This window comes from Citrobacter sp. B72 (assembly GCF_016894305.1).
Taxonomy (GTDB): Bacteria; Pseudomonadota; Gammaproteobacteria; order Enterobacterales; family Enterobacteriaceae; genus Citrobacter; species Citrobacter portucalensis.
This window is the reverse complement of the sequence record NZ_CP069801.1, coordinates 789,435-805,716: the sequence shown is the minus strand read 5'-3', so window position 1 is coordinate 805,716 and position 16,282 is coordinate 789,435. Positions and strand designations below refer to the sequence as shown.

At 49.4% G+C, this 16,282-nt stretch carries 13 protein-coding genes and 4 pseudogenes; 13 read left to right on the top strand and 4 right to left on the bottom strand.

What is annotated here, in order from left to right:
• Positions 1–26 precede the first annotated feature (26 nt).
• The 8 genes from JQN59_RS03895 to arsC all read left to right on the top strand — a co-directional run bounded on the left by JQN59_RS03895 (position 27) and on the right by arsC (position 9,123).
• On the top strand, positions 27–1,283 hold the full coding sequence (locus tag JQN59_RS03895) for a tyrosine-type recombinase/integrase (protein ID WP_131380048.1): 1,257 nt from the start codon (positions 27–29) through the stop codon (positions 1,281–1,283).
• Positions 1,284–1,495: 212 nt separating this feature from the next.
• On the top strand, positions 1,496–2,557 hold the full coding sequence (locus JQN59_RS03890) for a nucleoid-associated protein (RefSeq protein WP_047660531.1): 1,062 nt from the start codon (positions 1,496–1,498) through the stop codon (positions 2,555–2,557).
• Positions 2,529–4,013 (top strand): hypothetical protein, encoded by a 1,485-nt coding sequence (locus tag JQN59_RS03885; protein WP_075847420.1) that lies wholly within the window; start codon positions 2,529–2,531, stop codon positions 4,011–4,013. The genes JQN59_RS03890 and JQN59_RS03885 overlap by 29 nt, the downstream gene beginning before the upstream one ends.
• A gap of 806 nt (positions 4,014–4,819) precedes the next feature.
• Positions 4,820–5,170, top strand: a complete 351-nt coding sequence (gene arsR / locus JQN59_RS03880; protein ID WP_075847418.1) for an As(III)-sensing metalloregulatory transcriptional repressor ArsR — start codon at positions 4,820–4,822, stop codon at positions 5,168–5,170.
• Between the two features lie 47 nt (positions 5,171–5,217).
• The gene (gene arsD / locus JQN59_RS03875) at positions 5,218–5,580 is read left to right on the top strand and encodes an arsenite efflux transporter metallochaperone ArsD (RefSeq protein ID WP_075847416.1); all 363 of its coding nucleotides are present in this window, start codon (positions 5,218–5,220) and stop codon (positions 5,578–5,580) included.
• Between the two features lie 16 nt (positions 5,581–5,596).
• A complete protein-coding gene (gene arsA / locus JQN59_RS03870) occupies positions 5,597–7,348 on the top strand; it encodes an arsenite efflux transporter ATPase subunit ArsA (RefSeq protein WP_075847414.1) in 1,752 nt (583 codons plus the stop codon).
• A gap of 47 nt (positions 7,349–7,395) precedes the next feature.
• Entirely contained in the window at positions 7,396–8,685 is a 1,290-nt protein-coding gene (arsB, locus tag JQN59_RS03865; protein WP_075847412.1) for an arsenite efflux transporter membrane subunit ArsB, read from the top strand.
• Positions 8,686–8,697: 12 nt separating this feature from the next.
• Complete coding sequence (gene arsC / locus JQN59_RS03860) at positions 8,698–9,123, top strand: glutaredoxin-dependent arsenate reductase (RefSeq protein WP_047660537.1); 426 nt, start codon at positions 8,698–8,700, stop codon at positions 9,121–9,123.
• A 239-nt stretch (positions 9,124–9,362) separates the two neighbouring features.
• On the opposite strand, the pseudogene JQN59_RS03850 reads toward arsC, so the two are convergent.
• A pseudogene (locus JQN59_RS03850) lies at positions 9,363–9,572 on the bottom strand (IS3 family transposase); the annotation flags it as partial.
• 128 nt (positions 9,573–9,700) lie between these two features.
• Positions 9,701–10,030 (bottom strand): transposase, encoded by a 330-nt coding sequence (locus JQN59_RS26910; RefSeq protein ID WP_225624031.1) that lies wholly within the window; start codon positions 10,028–10,030, stop codon positions 9,701–9,703.
• Between the two features lie 570 nt (positions 10,031–10,600).
• Here JQN59_RS26910 and JQN59_RS03840 point away from each other — a divergent pair.
• The 5 genes and pseudogenes from JQN59_RS03840 to JQN59_RS03820 form a co-directional block, all read left to right on the top strand.
• Positions 10,601–11,136: pseudogene (locus JQN59_RS03840) on the top strand (IS3 family transposase); the annotation flags it as partial.
• 672 nt (positions 11,137–11,808) lie between these two features.
• Entirely contained in the window at positions 11,809–13,317 is a 1,509-nt protein-coding gene (gene ltrA / locus JQN59_RS03835; RefSeq protein WP_047358972.1) for a group II intron reverse transcriptase/maturase, read from the top strand.
• An 80-nt stretch (positions 13,318–13,397) separates the two neighbouring features.
• Positions 13,398–13,634: pseudogene (locus JQN59_RS03830) on the top strand (DDE-type integrase/transposase/recombinase); the annotation flags it as partial.
• Positions 13,635–13,858: 224 nt separating this feature from the next.
• On the top strand, positions 13,859–14,935 hold the full coding sequence (locus tag JQN59_RS03825) for an IS110 family transposase (protein WP_096755725.1): 1,077 nt from the start codon (positions 13,859–13,861) through the stop codon (positions 14,933–14,935).
• A 16-nt stretch (positions 14,936–14,951) separates the two neighbouring features.
• Positions 14,952–15,260: pseudogene (locus JQN59_RS03820) on the top strand (integrase core domain-containing protein); the annotation flags it as partial.
• 56 nt (positions 15,261–15,316) lie between these two features.
• Here JQN59_RS03820 and JQN59_RS03815 read toward each other — a convergent pair.
• Entirely contained in the window at positions 15,317–15,523 is a 207-nt protein-coding gene (locus JQN59_RS03815) for a helix-turn-helix transcriptional regulator (RefSeq protein ID WP_024156440.1), read from the bottom strand.
• 89 nt (positions 15,524–15,612) lie between these two features.
• A complete protein-coding gene (locus tag JQN59_RS03810; protein WP_048242042.1) occupies positions 15,613–16,194 on the bottom strand; it encodes an inovirus-type Gp2 protein in 582 nt (193 codons plus the stop codon).
• Positions 16,195–16,282: the final 88 nt, after the last annotated feature.

Below are 16,282 nucleotides of genomic sequence, written 5' to 3'. Positions count from 1 at the left end.
CCCTCAAATCACCCAGGAAACCAGCTATGGCACTGACTGACGCTAAGATCCGGGCAGCAAAGCCGGACGAAAAATCCTACAAACTCGCCGACGCCAATAACATGTTTTTGCTTGTTCACCCTAACGGCTCAAAGTACTGGCGGCTGCGCTATCGTCATCTCGGCAAAGAGAAAACACTGGCGCTTGGTCAGTATCCCGAAGTCTCACTGTCAGAAGCGCGCGAAAAACGCGATGAGGCCAGAAAACTCATATCTGATGGCATTGACCCGTGCGAGCAACGCAGAGCGAAGAAAGCAGCACCGGAGGCCATAAATACTTTTGAGCTCGTTGCCCGTCAATGGCATAAGAGCAATAAAAAATGGTCCGAAACTCACAGCGAGAAGGTGCTCAAAAGTCTTGAGGGTCACGTATTTCCCTATATAGGTTTACGCGATATCACCACCCTCAGAACTCCCGATTTACTTGTTCCCGTAAAGGCTGCCGAAGCCAAAGAGATATATGAGATTGCAGCCCGCCTTCAGCAGCGTATCACAGCAATTATGCGTTATGCTGCCCAATCAGGCATTATCAGCTATAACCCTGCTGTGGATATGGCTGGTGCTTTAACGACGGTGAAACGCCAGCACCGCCCTGCTCTTACCCTGAGTCGTATTTCAGAACTCCTTGAACATCTTGATGCATACAAAGGCCAGCCCCTTACAAGACTGGCGACCAAACTCACCCTGCTTATCTTCATCCGTTCCAGTGAACTACGCTTTGCCCGGTGGACTGAGATAGACTTCGAGAAAGCCATGTGGACCATTCCTCCGGAACGAAAACCTATTGAAGGGGTTAAGTATTCCCATCGTGGATCCAAAATGCGAACAGAACATCTGGTACCGCTCTCCACTCAGGCACTGGATATTCTGAAAGAGATCCACACCATCAGCGGGGAATATGAATTGATTTTCACTGGCGATCACAATCCGTGGAAACCCATGAGTGAAAATACGGTGAATAACGCGCTGCGTCTTATGGGCTATGATACAAAGGTCGATGTCTGTGGGCACGGCTTCAGGGCAATGGCATGCAGTTCATTGATTGAGTCAGGATTGTGGTCAAAAGATGCTGTGGAGCGACAAATGAGCCATCAGGAGCGTAACGGTGTTCGTGCCGCGTATATCCATAAAGCGGAATTTCTGGATGAGCGCAGGCTGATGCTGCAATGGTGGGCTGATTTTCTGGATGCAAACCGTGAAAATCCGGTCTCACCTTTCGATTACATCAGACAACAACACTTATAATCCATTCTCCCGGCAAGGATGCCGGGAGAATGTTTCCTTCTTTTTTTCCTTTCCCTGTATACCTTTATTCACAGAGGGGTTGATGACTCACTGACACCGGACCCTGTGCTGAAATATGTTACGTATGTCCTGGGGATTATCTATACTACCTGCTTTAAAGCAGGTCACAGCAATTAACGATAAGATAAGACACAAAATAACGAGATATCACTATGAGTTTTTTAACGGATGAAGAAATTAATGCACTGACAATAAAACGAATGATTTTTCATGTCGTTGGTGGAGAACTGGAGATCCCCGTGCTGCTCAGTGAAATATCACCACCTGAACACGTCGATTTTTTTCTGGAACGGATTAAGTCTGCATTAAGCGGTAACATGTTCCGGTTTACGGAGTTGTCCAATACCGAACGTATTCTTCGCCTCATAAGGAACAATGCCGATACTGATACCAGTTGCTTCACTGAACAGTCCACTTTTCTGGCAAACGATTTTCAGTCTCACCACCACACAAAAAATGCCAGTATGGGAGTATTTTTTCTTTTTGAGCTTCACGCCCTCAACGATGAGAAACTGTTTGCTCTCATTAAATATGATAATGAGGATGTGGTACGTTACGTGCTGGATGCGGAGGGGAACGAGTTTCAGGTTCCCAGACTCGAACGTTTCCGCGAAAGCTTCGTCAAGAAAGCAGAAGCCATGCAGAAAATTGCTCTGGTCCGCCTGACGGCAGATGCTCAGGGTGGACAAGTTGTTGTACGGGATCGCAGCAAACGAACCAATATCTCCGTTTATTTTGAGCGTTTTCTACAGGTACAGCGCGTCAACAATACAACCGACCTCAGCGACAAACTGGTTGCCGCACTCAAGGATGTCTTCAAAAAGCACCGCGACCTGTTACCGGACGACATCAGACGTAGCGGTGTTAACAAGATTTATGAAACGCTACATCACGGGGCGCAGGATTTTAACACCGATGAGCCCCTTTCCCTGCTGAACCAGATTTTTGGGCCAATGGAAGAAGATCATCCACTGGTCAAATCCTTTACCCGTAAAATAAAAGACCTGGGAATTTCAGGTGAATCTTTCCGGATCACCCCTGAGAACATCCCTAAGCCACGGAAAAGAAAACTGGAAACTCTGGAAGATGTTATTGTTATCTACGATGAGGATAATGCCCCGGACATCCAAACGATGGAAGACGGGCGAAAACGTATAGTGATAGTGACTGCAGGGCTGGTGACAGATGACATCGATACTGGAAAAAATCGGTAAGGCAATTGACTGCTCACGCCGCGCATCTGATCTGGTGATCACGGAGGATCAGCAGACAACCACCCGGAAACTGTTCATTTCCGGTACCATGGATAATGACACCCTTCAGTTATGGGGGGAAGTGACAGATGCTGATTCCGAAAACCTCCGGATCACCTTTGTTGATGACAGCCGGGATGATATCCACCCTGCGCAGGGTATCCCCGGTCAGAAGCACTTTATCACTATCATCAGCGATGAGATTCCCGGGATTCTGCGACTCTTTACCCCTGAAGGGTGGCGTACATTTTTACTCGGGGATCCTGGGCTTCGTCAGTATCGCCTTATCTACGCCCTGTTCGTCAGCGAGGCATTTGAAACACAACAGTGGAAGGTCGAGCCGTGGGAAAAAATGCACCCGGAGGAGAGTGGCATCGACGTTATTCCCCAGACAACCTCCGTCACAAAAAGTATCATCAGATGCTTTTCGACCGACTTTCTTCCTCCGGATACTATAGCCCCCTGGATCTTAGTGTCCGGAGACAAATTGACAGACGGACCAATGAGGCTCTGGGCATCACTCGCCTGCCGGGAGTTATTGAAATGTTTCGTCAATGAGCTTTTTGCCGCCGAAATAAAAAAGGTCGGACTATCAGGAAAACCGCCGCGAAAAATCCCATTCGGAGAAGAACATGCGGCCCTGCCCGCCTTTTATGTCATTCAGGAAACGGCAAAATGGATTTTTCTTGAAGGAAATGAAACAGAGCTTAAACATACCTTTCTCTCCAGTGAACTGGCCAGAGAATGGCCTGAGGGTGTCACGTTTTGTGAAGGCATTGTGTGTCGACTTCCCCCGGCACTGGAGTCAGCCCGGCTGCTCTACAAGGCCCATATCCGGACAGGGGGAAAAGACACCCTGAAATCACTGGGTGATTTGCGAAAAGGCCTGACAGAGGACACCCAAAAAATTTTGCAGCAGTCGCGGGATCTGTCTTCCGCGTTGTGGAAAGATATGGCTCTGGTCATCAGCACTCTGGTCCTTCGCTACAGTCTGGAGGCCCTGAAGGAAAGTGGCCCGCAAAAAGTGTATGCCCTGGCATTTTGTGCACTGGCCCTGTATATCGCCATCTCATACGGAATGTCGGTCTATATCAACCGTCATGCCCTTTCACTGCTGGAAAAAAACAGAACCATCTGGAGAAGTAAGTTATATGGTTTTCTGGATGAACAGGATTATCAGGAACTGGCAGGTTTTCCCGTAAAGGCCGCAATACGGTCATATCACCGGGTTGAGCGAATAACATCGGCCATTGTGCTCATTCTGGTCACGCTATTACTTACAGCTGCAGCAAGTGAATTCTGGTCACTCAGTATGCTCCTGCAGTCGGGCTACACCTGGGTTATGAGTGCGTTACAGATTCTGACTCCCCCGTGGGCTCTGCGCAGTCCGAACGGTTTTACTGTCTATCCTTCATGACTGGAATAAAACAACCAGGGATCATAGCTGGCTCTGATAATGGACAACACGTATGGTAATCAGTCCTCAGGTTGCTAAACAGAAGTTCATTTTGATCGGGTAATAATATCTTCTTCTCAGTAAACAGGAGAACGATGAAAAAAAATAGATAGTTTAAGCGCTCGTCTTGCTGAGGTAGCAAAGAAAACAAAAAGAACTAAGCATAAAGCCATTAGGGATTTATTAGTAAGTAGAATTGCTTTATGCAAACCATCGTCAACACATATTTTTCGGCAAAGATAAAAGAAGGCTTTTCTTAACTGCATTCATGATTGTTTGACGGAAAAGGGAATTAATAATGGTTACCCTACCTCAGATTTTCTGATTATTGGCTCCCAGTGGTTAATTATAAATAACCAAAGCATTTAGTGGATAATGAAGATGAAGAAATTTTAGATAAAAGCATCAAAGAACGTTTCTATTTATGTCCAGGAAACGAAACTACATTAGGACAGATAATAGTTCTTTAAAATGAAGAACCATCTCCGTTACTAAAGGAAAATCTAAAATATACTGAATTCGTAGGAATGGGTGTTTCGAATAGTAGAAAAGGATTTTTCCCTGCCTGAAAGGTAATTATTGATGGTCCACTAAGTTTTTCAATTATCAATAAAGTTATTATTAGCACAGAATGTAATTTAATACTATCCTAAGCACAAATTTTTGGTGCGATCGACTCTGTTTGAAAAAACACATATGATTTTCCGTATATTAGTTGAATTTTGGTTCATACCGAGTATCCTGTAGGTAAATACTCTGGAGGTTTGATGTCTCTCACTTCTTTACAACTCTTCAAAAACCTCTCCGATGAAACCCGTCTGAGCATCGTGTTGCTGCTCAGGGAGATGGGAGAGCTATGCGTGTGCGATCTTTGCACGGCGTTGAATCAGTCGCAGCCCAAGATCTCCCGTCATCTGGCAATGCTACGTGAAAGTGGATTATTGCAGGATCGCAAACAGGGCAAGTGGGTTCACTACCGCTTATCCCCGCATATTCCTTCCTGGGCCGCTCAGGTGATTGAGCAGGCCTGGTTAAGCCAACAGGACGACGTACAGGCCATCGCCCGTAAGTTGGCATCGGCAAACTGCTCTGGTAGCGGTAAGACTGTTTGCATCTAAAAAATTTGCCTGAACACATATGATTTTTCGAATGTGAGGTATTTGGAATGAAAACGTTAACGGTGTTTGACCCGGCAATGTGCTGCAGTACCGGCGTATGTGGTTCAGATGTCGATCAGGTTCTGGTTGATTTCTCTGCAGATGCGCAGTGGCTGAAAGGACGTGGCGTACAGGTTGAACGTTACAATCTGGCACAGCAGCCTATGAGCTTTGTTCAGAACGAGAAAGCGAAAGCATTCCTGGAAGCATCTGGAGCAGAAGGGCTTCCGCTACTGCTGTTGGATGGCGAAACGGTGATGGCAGGGCGGTACCCAAAACGTGCTGAGATAGCTCGCTGGTTTGGTATACCGCTGGAGAGGGTAGGGTTAGCTCCCACCAGTTGCTGTGGTGGTAATACTTCCTGTTGCTGATATGTCAGGAGGACATATGAAATTCTTACAGAACATCCCGCCTTATCTGTTTTTTACCGGTAAGGGAGGCGTAGGAAAAACCTCCATTTCCTGCGCGACGGCTATCCGCCTTGCCGAACAGGGTAAACGGGTTTTGCTGGTCAGTACCGATCCTGCCTCGAATGTCGGACAGGTATTCGACCAGGCTATCGGTAACACCATTCGCCCTGTGACGGCAGTTCCTGGACTTTCCGCTCTGGAGATTGACCCGCAGGAAGCCGCCCAACAATACCGCTCCAGAATCGTTGATCCTGTCAAAGGTCTTCTGCCTGATGACGTTGTTAACAGTATCAGCGAGCAACTTTCAGGAGCCTGTACCACTGAAATTGCGGCGTTTGATGAGTTCACCGGCTTATTGACAGACGCTTCCCTTCTGACCCGCTTCGATCACATCATTTTTGATACAGCGCCGACGGGCCACACGATTCGCCTTCTCCAGCTTCCCGGTGCCTGGAGTAGCTTCATTGAAAATAATCCAGATGGTGCTTCCTGTCTTGGCCCAATGGTCGGGCTGGAAAAGCAGCATGAGCAGTATGCTAATGCAGTAGAGGCGTTATCCGATCCTGAACGTACCCGCCTGGTTCTGGTTGCAAGACTGCAAAAATCTACGCTGCAGGAAGTCGCCCGCACCCATGAAGAACTGGCTGCAATTGGCCTGAAAAACCAGTACCTGGTTATTAATGGTGTGCTACCTAAAACCGAAGCTGAACATGACGCCCTGGCCGCTGCGATATGGCAACGTGAGCAGGAGGCACTGGCAAATCTTCCTGCCGGTTTATCTGAGCTACTGACAGATACCCTATCACTACAGCCAGTCAATATGGTTGGTGTTTCAGCCTTGAAGGGACTGCTGGATACCCGTTCTGAGGCATTACCGCTCCCGGTAACGAACATCCAGTACACACCTGAAAACTTATCGCTCTCTGGCCTGGTCAATGATATCGCTCGCAGTGAACACGGCCTGATTATGCTGATGGGCAAAGGTGGCGTAGGGAAAACCACGATGGCTGCTGCCATCGCCGTAAGGCTGGCGGACATGGGATTTGACGTGCATCTCACGACCTCTGATCCTGCTGCACACCTGAGTACAACGCTGAACGGCAGCCTCAAAAACCTGCAGGTCAGCCGCATCAACCCTCACGATGAAACCGAACGCTATCGCCAGCATGTTCTTGAGACGAAGGGAAGAGATCTGGACGAAGCAGGGAAACGGCTACTGGAGGAGGATTTACGCTCTCCCTGTACTGAAGAAATTGCCGTGTTTCAGGCTTTTTCCAGGGTGATTCGTGAAGCGGGTAAACGGTTTGTTGTCATGGATACCGCCCCTACGGGACACACGCTATTGCTGCTGGATGCGACCGGGGCTTACCACCGGGAGATTGCCAAAAAAATGGGGAGTAAAGGTCATTTTACTACCCCAATGATGCAGCTTCAGGATCCGGATAGAACCAAAGTTCTGCTTGTTACGCTTCCTGAAACCACACCAGTGCAGGAAGCGGCAAACCTGCAGGCTGACCTTGAAAGAGCGGGGATTCATCCGTGGGGCTGGATTATCAATGACAGCTTTTCCATTGCGGATACGCGTTCTTCGTTGCTTTGCCAGCGTGCTCATCAGGAACTGCCTCAGATTGAGGCTGTTAAGAATCAACACGCTGACCGTATAGCGCTTGTTCCGGTGCTGGCGTCAGAGCCCACCGGTATTGAAAAGCTCAGAGAGTTGATGAGTTAATTTTTTGGCATATACAGGGCGACAAAGTCGCCCTGTCAGGAGGTTTTATGTTACTGGCAGGCGCTATTTTTGTCCTGACCATTGTTTTGGTTATCTGGCAACCAAAGGGATTAGGGATTGGCTGGAGTGCAATGCTGGGCGCGGGACTGGCTCTGATATCTGGTGTTGTGCATGTGGGCGATATTCCGGTGGTGTGGAATATCGTCTGGAACGCGACGGCAACATTTATTGCCGTGATTATTATCAGCCTGCTGCTTGATGAATCAGGCTTTTTCGAATGGGCGGCATTGCATGTTTCGCGCTGGGGTAAAGGTCGTGGCCGTTTGCTCTTTACGTATATCGTTCTGCTCGGTGCAGCGGTGGCGGCCCTGTTTGCCAACGATGGTGCGGCATTGATTCTTACTCCAATTGTCATCGCCATGCTGCTTGCATTAGGTTTCAGTAAAGGTACTACTCTGGCATTTGTCATGGCTGCCGGGTTTATTGCCGATACAGCCAGCCTGCCGCTTATCGTGTCGAACCTGGTGAATATCGTCTCGGCGGACTTCTTTGGTCTGGGATTCACCGAATATGTATCGGTAATGGTGCCGGTGGATATTGCAGCCATTGCTGCCACTCTTGTTATGCTGCATCTTTTCTTCCGCAAAGATATTCCGCCGACTTACGACCTGGCTCTCCTGAAAGCACCCGCAAAGGCGATTAAAGATCTGGCAACCTTCAGAACCGGCTGGATAGTTTTAATTCTTCTGCTGGTTGGCTTTTTCGTCTTGGAGCCGTTGGGTATCCCGATCAGCGCGATTGCGGCGGCAGGGGCCATCATTCTGTTTGCGGTGGCAAAACGCGGCCATGCCATTAACACCGGTAAAGTGCTGCGTGGGGCACCCTGGCAGATCGTCATCTTCTCATTGGGGATGTACCTGGTGGTCTACGGTCTGCGCAACGCAGGGCTAACCGAATACCTTTCAGGTGTGCTGAACGTACTGGCGGATAAAGGACTCTGGACTGCGACGCTGGGTACTGGCTTCCTGACGGCTTTCCTGTCTTCCATCATGAACAACATGCCTACCGTGCTGGTTGGCGCTCTTTCTATCGATGGAAGCACTGCAACTGGCGTTATTAAAGAGGCGATGATCTACGCCAACGTGATTGGCTGCGATCTGGGCCCGAAAATTACACCTATTGGTAGCCTGGCAACGCTGCTCTGGCTACATGTACTTTCACAGAAGAACATGACCATCACCTGGGGATATTATTTCCGCACCGGGATCATCATGACTCTGCCTGTGCTGTTTGTAACGCTGACCGCGCTGGCGCTACGTCTCTCTTTCACTTTGTAATGAGATACAGATATGAGCAACATCACTATTTATCACAATCCGGCCTGCGGCACGTCGCGTAATACGCTGGAGATGATCCGCAACAGCGGTAATGAACCGACCGTTATTCATTACCTTGAAAATCCACCGTCACGCGATGAGCTGGTCAAACTCATTGCAGATATGGGCATTTCCGTTCGGGCTTTGCTACGTAAGAACGTCGACCCGTATGAGGAACTGGGTCTTGCAGAAGATAAATTTACTGACGACCAGCTAATCGACTTTATGCTGAAACATCCGATTCTGATTAACCGTCCGATAGTAGTGACGCCACTGGGAACTAAACTTTGCCGTCCTTCGGAGGTGGTTCTGGATATCCTTCCAGATGCCCAGAAAACGGCTTTCACCAAAGAAGATGGTGAAAAAGTCGTTAATGATGCAGTTAAAAGACTGAAATAAAGATGAAGGGGGCATTTGCCCCCTTCATCTTTATTTCGTCATTTCTTCCAGCAAATACCAACCGGCTCTTCGCTCTGTAGCGCTGTTAATGCAATACGCTTTGCATACTGCTCTTCCACATCAGAGATGAGAGGCTGCTCGCGGTTCGCCCTGGTCTTCAGGAATAGTGAAGACGGTTCAGCTGCCGCCAGGCTGTTATTAACAACACATGCCCACGGCTCGATGTGCAGTGCCCAACTAAAACTGACCACTGCATTAGATTTTTTCCAGTATCTATTTTCTGATTCGTTTTGTGGCAACTCACTGTTATATTCGTGCTGTCTGAGTATGCCATAATATCCAACGATATAGTCCGTTATTGCGTGGGCTGCATAGCTGAAGCTTACGTAATCCGTTACTGGCACCCAGTCATTCTTCAGACTTCGGAAGAAGCGTTCCTTTGGACTATTGACGCTCATATGTCAAGAGCGGGCTATTGGGCATAGGCTGGGTCCGATAAAATCAATAAGTAGAGTTCTCGGACGATGTAGCGTTTGAGGCATCTCAGGATCTCTTTAGTCGATAGTCCTTCACCAGTTCATCTGTCAACATAGATTCTGGTGCGCGGATCACTACGCATACGCACAAGGGCTATTATCCACAGAGCATTTTTTGCTTCACGTGAGCCTCCACGGTTTAATCTATGCCTGACTGTTTTTCCTGGTGATGCTGGTAGTGAATTTACGCCAATGAGCGATGCCGGGACCGCTTCATTTTTTAAACGTTCGGGGTGAGCATCTGCAATGGCCAGCAGTATGGCTGTCGCCTGTGGACCTACACCAAACTGACTACGAAGATTACTGGTATATTTACGGGTCAGTTTATCCAATGATTCATCCAGTTCATTCATCTCTTCAGTCAGGGCCATTCATCGTTTCGCAAGGCTTCAAAGCGTGCTGTAGAAAGCTATACGCAATGGAGAGTACTTTGAAACTTCTCAGCTAATGCAGGAGGCTACGCATTCGTGCAGTTTCGATATACAGAGGTTGTCACGAACATCCTACGGGGCACTGACCAGCAGCGCACGAAGCTGATTAATCGCCTGAGTGTGGGCTTTTACTGTACTACGTCGGGCAATACTAATAATCCTGAGAGATTCACTCGCACCGCACTGCATTTTCTGCATCCAGTGGATCTGACTTCCCTTCAAGCCTGTGTTTTGAGCGTTCTGGCCTGTTAACTTCGACAACATAAATCTCATTTTTAATAAAATAGTGTGTTAATGCAGTAGCATACGTTCCGGTTCCTTCGATGTGTGAGAGAGGCATCGGGAGCTTCGAATGAACACGGTAATTCCCCCGTACAAGTTGTATCACCTTTATAAGTGCGCTGAATGTACTTCCTGTGAAAAAGGCTCTGGCTGGCAGGGGTTATACCACCGGATGCAGCATCACTGCATGACGGTCGCACTGGACCAGACACTCACCACAGCCGTTACAGCGAACAGCATGCCCGGGATTTACTGGAAGCTAAAAGCGAGATCCTGAAGCTCAGGGCACAGCTGAAGCGCACTGAGGAAGAACGGGATATTCTGAAAAAGGCCGCGCGGTACTTTGCAAGGGAGCCCGACTGAAGTACCGCTTTATCAATGAGCACCGCACTGTATGGGATGTCATGACGATGTGTCGGGTGTTGTGCGTTGCCCGGGCCGGGTTTTATGCGTGGCTGCATAATCCGGTCTCTGCGCGGGATAAAGATAACCAGCGTCTGCTGACGCTCATCCGCGATTCATATTCCCTGAGCGGTGGCGTCTATGGCTATCGTCGGGTTCATGGCGATCTGAATGAGATCGGTGAAACCTGCGGCAAAAACCGGGTGGGCCGTATTATGCAACTGAACCGGATTAAAGCCGTGCGCGGCTATAAAGCTCCGCGTCGTATCGCTGGCCGACCTTCAGTGGTTGCGCCTAATCGTGTGCAGCGGCAGTTTACCGCTGTCCGGGCCAATCAGGTCTGGGTCACCGATATTACTTATAGTGTGCCCGGAGTTCAGGGCGGGCATGGATGCTCAAATGAACCACGAGTCTGTCTGGAATATTGAAACGGCAACTCATGACGAGAAGCCCAACAATCCCACCGGGTGTGACGGTGGAGAGCCTGAGCGGCAGTGACCTGCGGCATGCCCGCAGGGTGATGTAACCCGCTGACAACGGGGATTGAGGCGAGATCACTAAGCCGAGATGATCCTCAAGGTTGAGTGCTGAAAGGCTGAAGAACATGAACCCGTTAATCCGCCTCTGTGGGTTGAAAATGTCACCACGGCCTACGTGATCTGACAGGCCGTGCAGGAGGAACTGCCAGTGATACGTAAGCACTGTCGGTCGAAGGTGTTTTGACATGTATGCAAAACACCGGGGCAGCAGCGCCTATCACGCTCGCGTTGCTGACTTCTGCCAACTTGCGGCAAGCAAGGATAAAGAGTGCGACGGGCAGCCTCCTCAGTATGTCTGAGTCCAGGCAGGTGAACCGGGGAAGGTCAGTGACGGATATTAAGGGGGCATGGCCCTGATAACGCACTGGCTGGCGGAGCTTCCGTAGTAGTCCGCGGTGGGGAAAGCCCATTACATGGCGAAGGGAAGCAGTTTAAATATGTTTGCGAAGTGAATTAACTGACCCAATGAGGTGAAGACCTTTGATAATCAGCGAAATGCAACGCAAGCTTGCCACATGGGCAACAGCCGATCCGTCCCGACGGATTGAACGGCTGCTGCGTCTGATAACACAACCAGAATGGCTGGCTGATGCGGCGCGGATCACGCTTTCATCAAAGGGGGCGCATACCCCCGGCGTTGATGGCGTGAACAAGACAATGCTACAGGCCAGACTGGCTGTTGAGCTACAAATCCTCAGGAATGAATTACTCTCAGGTCACTACCAGCCCTTGCCCGCCAGACGGGTTTACATTCCTAAAAGCAACGGCAAACTGCGACCACTGGGCATCCCCGCGTTACGGGATCGTATTGTTCAGCGAGCCATGCTGATGGCGATGGAACCAATATGGGAGAGTGATTTTCATACGCTCTCATATGGCTTCCGGCCTGAGCGCAGTGTCCACCATGCGATCCGAACGGTGAAATTACAGCTCACTGACTGCGGTGAAACACGGGGACGCTGGGTAATTGAAGGCGACCTGTCCAGTTACTTCGACACCGTACATCATCGACTGCTGATGAAGGCTGTACGCCGCAGGATCAGTGATGCACGTTTCATGACTCTGCTGTGGAAAACCATCAAGGCGGGGCATGTTGATGTCGGTCTCTTCCGGGCGGCCAGTGAAGGCGTACCGCAGGGCGGAGTGATCTCGCCGTTGCTGTCGAACATTATGCTGAATGAGTTCGATCAGTATCTGCATAAACGCTACCTGAGCGGGAAAGCCCGAAAGGACCGCTGGTACTGGAACAACAGTATCCAGCGAGGTCGAAGTACAGCGGTCAGGGAAAACTGGCAATGGAAGCCCGCTGTGGCGTACTGTCGGTATGCCGATGACTTCGTGCTTATTGTCAAAGGCACCAAAGCGCAGGCGGAAACCATCAGAGAAGAGTGCCGAAGCGTACTTGAAGGCTGTCTGAAACTCAGGCTGAACATGGACAAGACCCGGATCACCCATGTTAATGACGGTTTTATCTTTCTGGGTCACAGGATCATCCGTAAACGCAGTCGTTACGGCGATATGCGGATGGTCTCGACGATCCCGAAGGAGAAAGCCAGAAACTTCGCTGCGTCGCTAACGGCTTTGTTATCAGGCAATTACAGTGAAAGCAAAATCGATATGGTTGAGACACTCAACCGGAAACTGAAAGGCTGGGCTGCGTTCTATCAGTTCGTTGATTTTAAAGCCAAAGTATTCAGTTATATCGATCGAGTGGTGTTCTGGAAGCTGGCTCACTGGCTGGCCCGAAAATATCGTAAAGGTATTGCCTACCTGATGAGGTGGTGGTGTAAATCACCGAAACCGGGGCAGAGTAAAACGTGGGTTTTATTTGGTAAAACCAACCACGGGAAGCTCAACGGTGAAGTACTTTATCGGTTGGTCGGGCAAGGCAAGAAGCTGTTCCGCTGGCGCTTGCCAGAAGGTAACCCTTACCTGAGGACAGAAGCCAGAAATACGTATACATCGCGTTTCACAGAAGTGGCAATGGCGTTTGCCAGTGTTTAAATGGAGAGCCGGATGCGCTGAAAGGTGCACGTCCGGTTCGGAGAGGAGAGGCAGGGAAATAGTGCGACTACGCCCTGCCTCTTACTCTACTCCGCGCCTGGCAGGGCTGGCTGTATCTGGCGGTGGTTATCGATCTCTTCGCCCGTAACGTGGTTGGCTGGTCGATGAAGCCCACTCTCTCTCGCGAACTCGCGCTGGACGCTCTGATGATGGCCGTGTGGCGTCGAAAACCGGACGGCGAGGTTATCGTACATAGCGATAGTAATAATGCCGATGTCAGTCTTTACCACCACTTAGTTTGCCGTTTAACCAGATTGGTGTGATTACTGATGCAGTGAAGACCTTCCCGCATCCTGACTCACACAGCGATCGACCTTTTGTGTCCTGCCCTGGACCCGTCGGTTGCCGGAAGCGCCTTCATGCGAGGCATCTCCTCACCGATGCGCGTGACTCAAGAAGGGCCTGACGGCTTGTCTCGTTACTGTCCTGTCCGGGTTATCTGTCTGGAGATTCAACTCTGTTTCCTCACAGGAGCTCTGTCATGGTTGATAAAGTTACCGAAGCTGCCGTTGTGGGTGGCGTGGATACACATAAAGATTTGCACGTTGCCGCTGTCGTAGATCAGAACAATAAAGTCCTTGGGACTCAGTATTTCTCCACAACACGACAAGGTTACCGGCAGATGCTGGCATGGATGACCTCGTTTGGGACATTAAAGCGAATTGGTGTTGAGTGCACAGGTACCTATGGTTCCGGTTTGCTTCGTTATTTTCAGAACGCCGGGTTAGAAGTTCTTGAGGTGACTGCTCCAGACCGGATGGAGCGACGCAAACGGGGTAAAAGTGACACAATTGATGCTGAATGTGCCGCTCATGCAGCATTCTCAGGCATCAGGACAGTTACTCCCAAAACGCGTGATGGCATGATTGAGTCCCTGCGGGTATTAAAAACTTGCCGAAAAACAGCAATATCAGCCCGCAGAGTCGCTCTCCAGATTATCCATTCAAATATTATCTCTGCCCCGGATGAATTACGTGAACAGCTCAGAAATATGACGCGCATGCAGCTCATCAGGACCCTGGGTTCCTGGAGACCTGATGCCAGTGAATACCGCAATGTAACCAACGTTTATCGCATTTCATTAAAGTCCCTTGCCCGACGCTATCTCGAGTTACATGACGAAATCGCTGATCTGGATGTCATGATTGCGGCAATTGTCGACGAGTTGGCACCTGAGCTGATTAAACGTAATGCTATCGGATACGAAAGCGCTTCACAGTTGCTGATCACTGCCGGAGACAATCCTCAACGGTTAAGATCAGAATCAGGATTTGCGGCACTGTGTGGTGTCATCCCGGTCCCCGTTTCTTCTGGAAAAACGAACCGTTACCGACTTAATCGTGGTGGAGATCGTGCTGCAAATAGTGCACTTCACATCATCGCCATCGGACGCTTACGAACTGACGCAAAAACAAAGGAATATGTCGCCAGGCGTGTAGCCGAAGGACATACAAAAATGGAAGCGATACGCTGTCTAAAGCGATATATCTCCCGCGAAGTTTACACGTTACTGCGCAATCAAAACAGGCGGATCAACAGTATCCCGATAACAGCTTGACTCTTAGAAGGGCGTCCAGGGTAGCCACTATACAAGCAGGCAGTTCCGGCAGTTACTGTGGCGTTGCCAGATCAGGCAGAGTATGAGCCGACGTGGAAACTGTTGGGACAACAGCCCGATGGAACGCTTCTTCCGTAGTCTGAAAAACGAGTGGGTGCCAGTGACAGGTTATATAAACTTTAGCGATGCTGCTCATGCGATCACAGACTATATCGTCGGGTATTACAGCTCGCTAAGGCCGCATGACTATAACGGTGGGTTGCCCCCAAACGAATCGGAAAACCGATACTGGAAAAACTCTAAAGCCGTGGCCAGTTTTAGTTGACCACTACAGTCATCTTAAATGACTCTGAGGTGTCTGTTAAACCCGTGGCGATTCAGTCAGCCTCTGGAGTCGGTGATACGCTGCTGTAGCCAGGCTTCCACTTCGCTTTCAAGCCAGCGGGAGCTACGCCCAAGCTTAATGGGTTTTGGGAATTCACCCAATGAAATCAATTTGTAGAACCATTTGTCGGTTAAGCCGGTGAGCTGTGTAATGAATGCCATATCGACAAACTTATCGTTAAGCAGGCTGGTTGGTGTGGTCATCGTTTTTTCTCCGTTGGTGATAAGGGAGAAGAAGCCAGGTATTCGAATGGTGCAGACTTCTTCAAACGATGACGCACTGGCGTAATTTTTTAGCCGATAACGCGACTCCGGGGTCTGCCTGTTACGGACACTACCGGGACTGCGCTGACTCTGTAAATCCGGCGCTCTGTACGCTGCGACTGTTTACCCAGATAGCTCAGGATGTACTGCATACCTTCCCTTCCTCTGCGATCTGAAAAGTTGATTACTCGTTCACCTCGCACCCGGTAATGTCCCTTAGGCTCACACCGGTGCGCGTAGCCTTCTCCGTCCGTAATGTCCTCCCACAGCAACTGGATGGATTTCCAGAAGCACCAGGCCTTCCGGTGGCTCTGACCATTGATATAAAACGCCGCATGAATGTGGTAACGGTGATCTCCCCCATATTCCATTACCCAGGCATATCCCTCCAGACCAGATATCTCTGCGCATTGCTCAGTCAGCCATGTCATCTCAGCCACCAGTTGATGAATATCACCATACGCGTATGAATCAGAGTTTTTCCTGTATGCAAAATCCACCCGAAGCAGGAGTAATTTCGAATGACAGTCAAATAACCGGTCCTGATGGTTAAATAATACTGACTGAAGAGAACAGTCTGGTTTGTGGTTTGAGTTGATTACGTATTCCATGATAAATATCCCATAACAGTTATTGGTCATGAGATTACGGGAGAGATTAATTTTTTATGCAGAATACCGATTCAGGCTTTCAGCCATT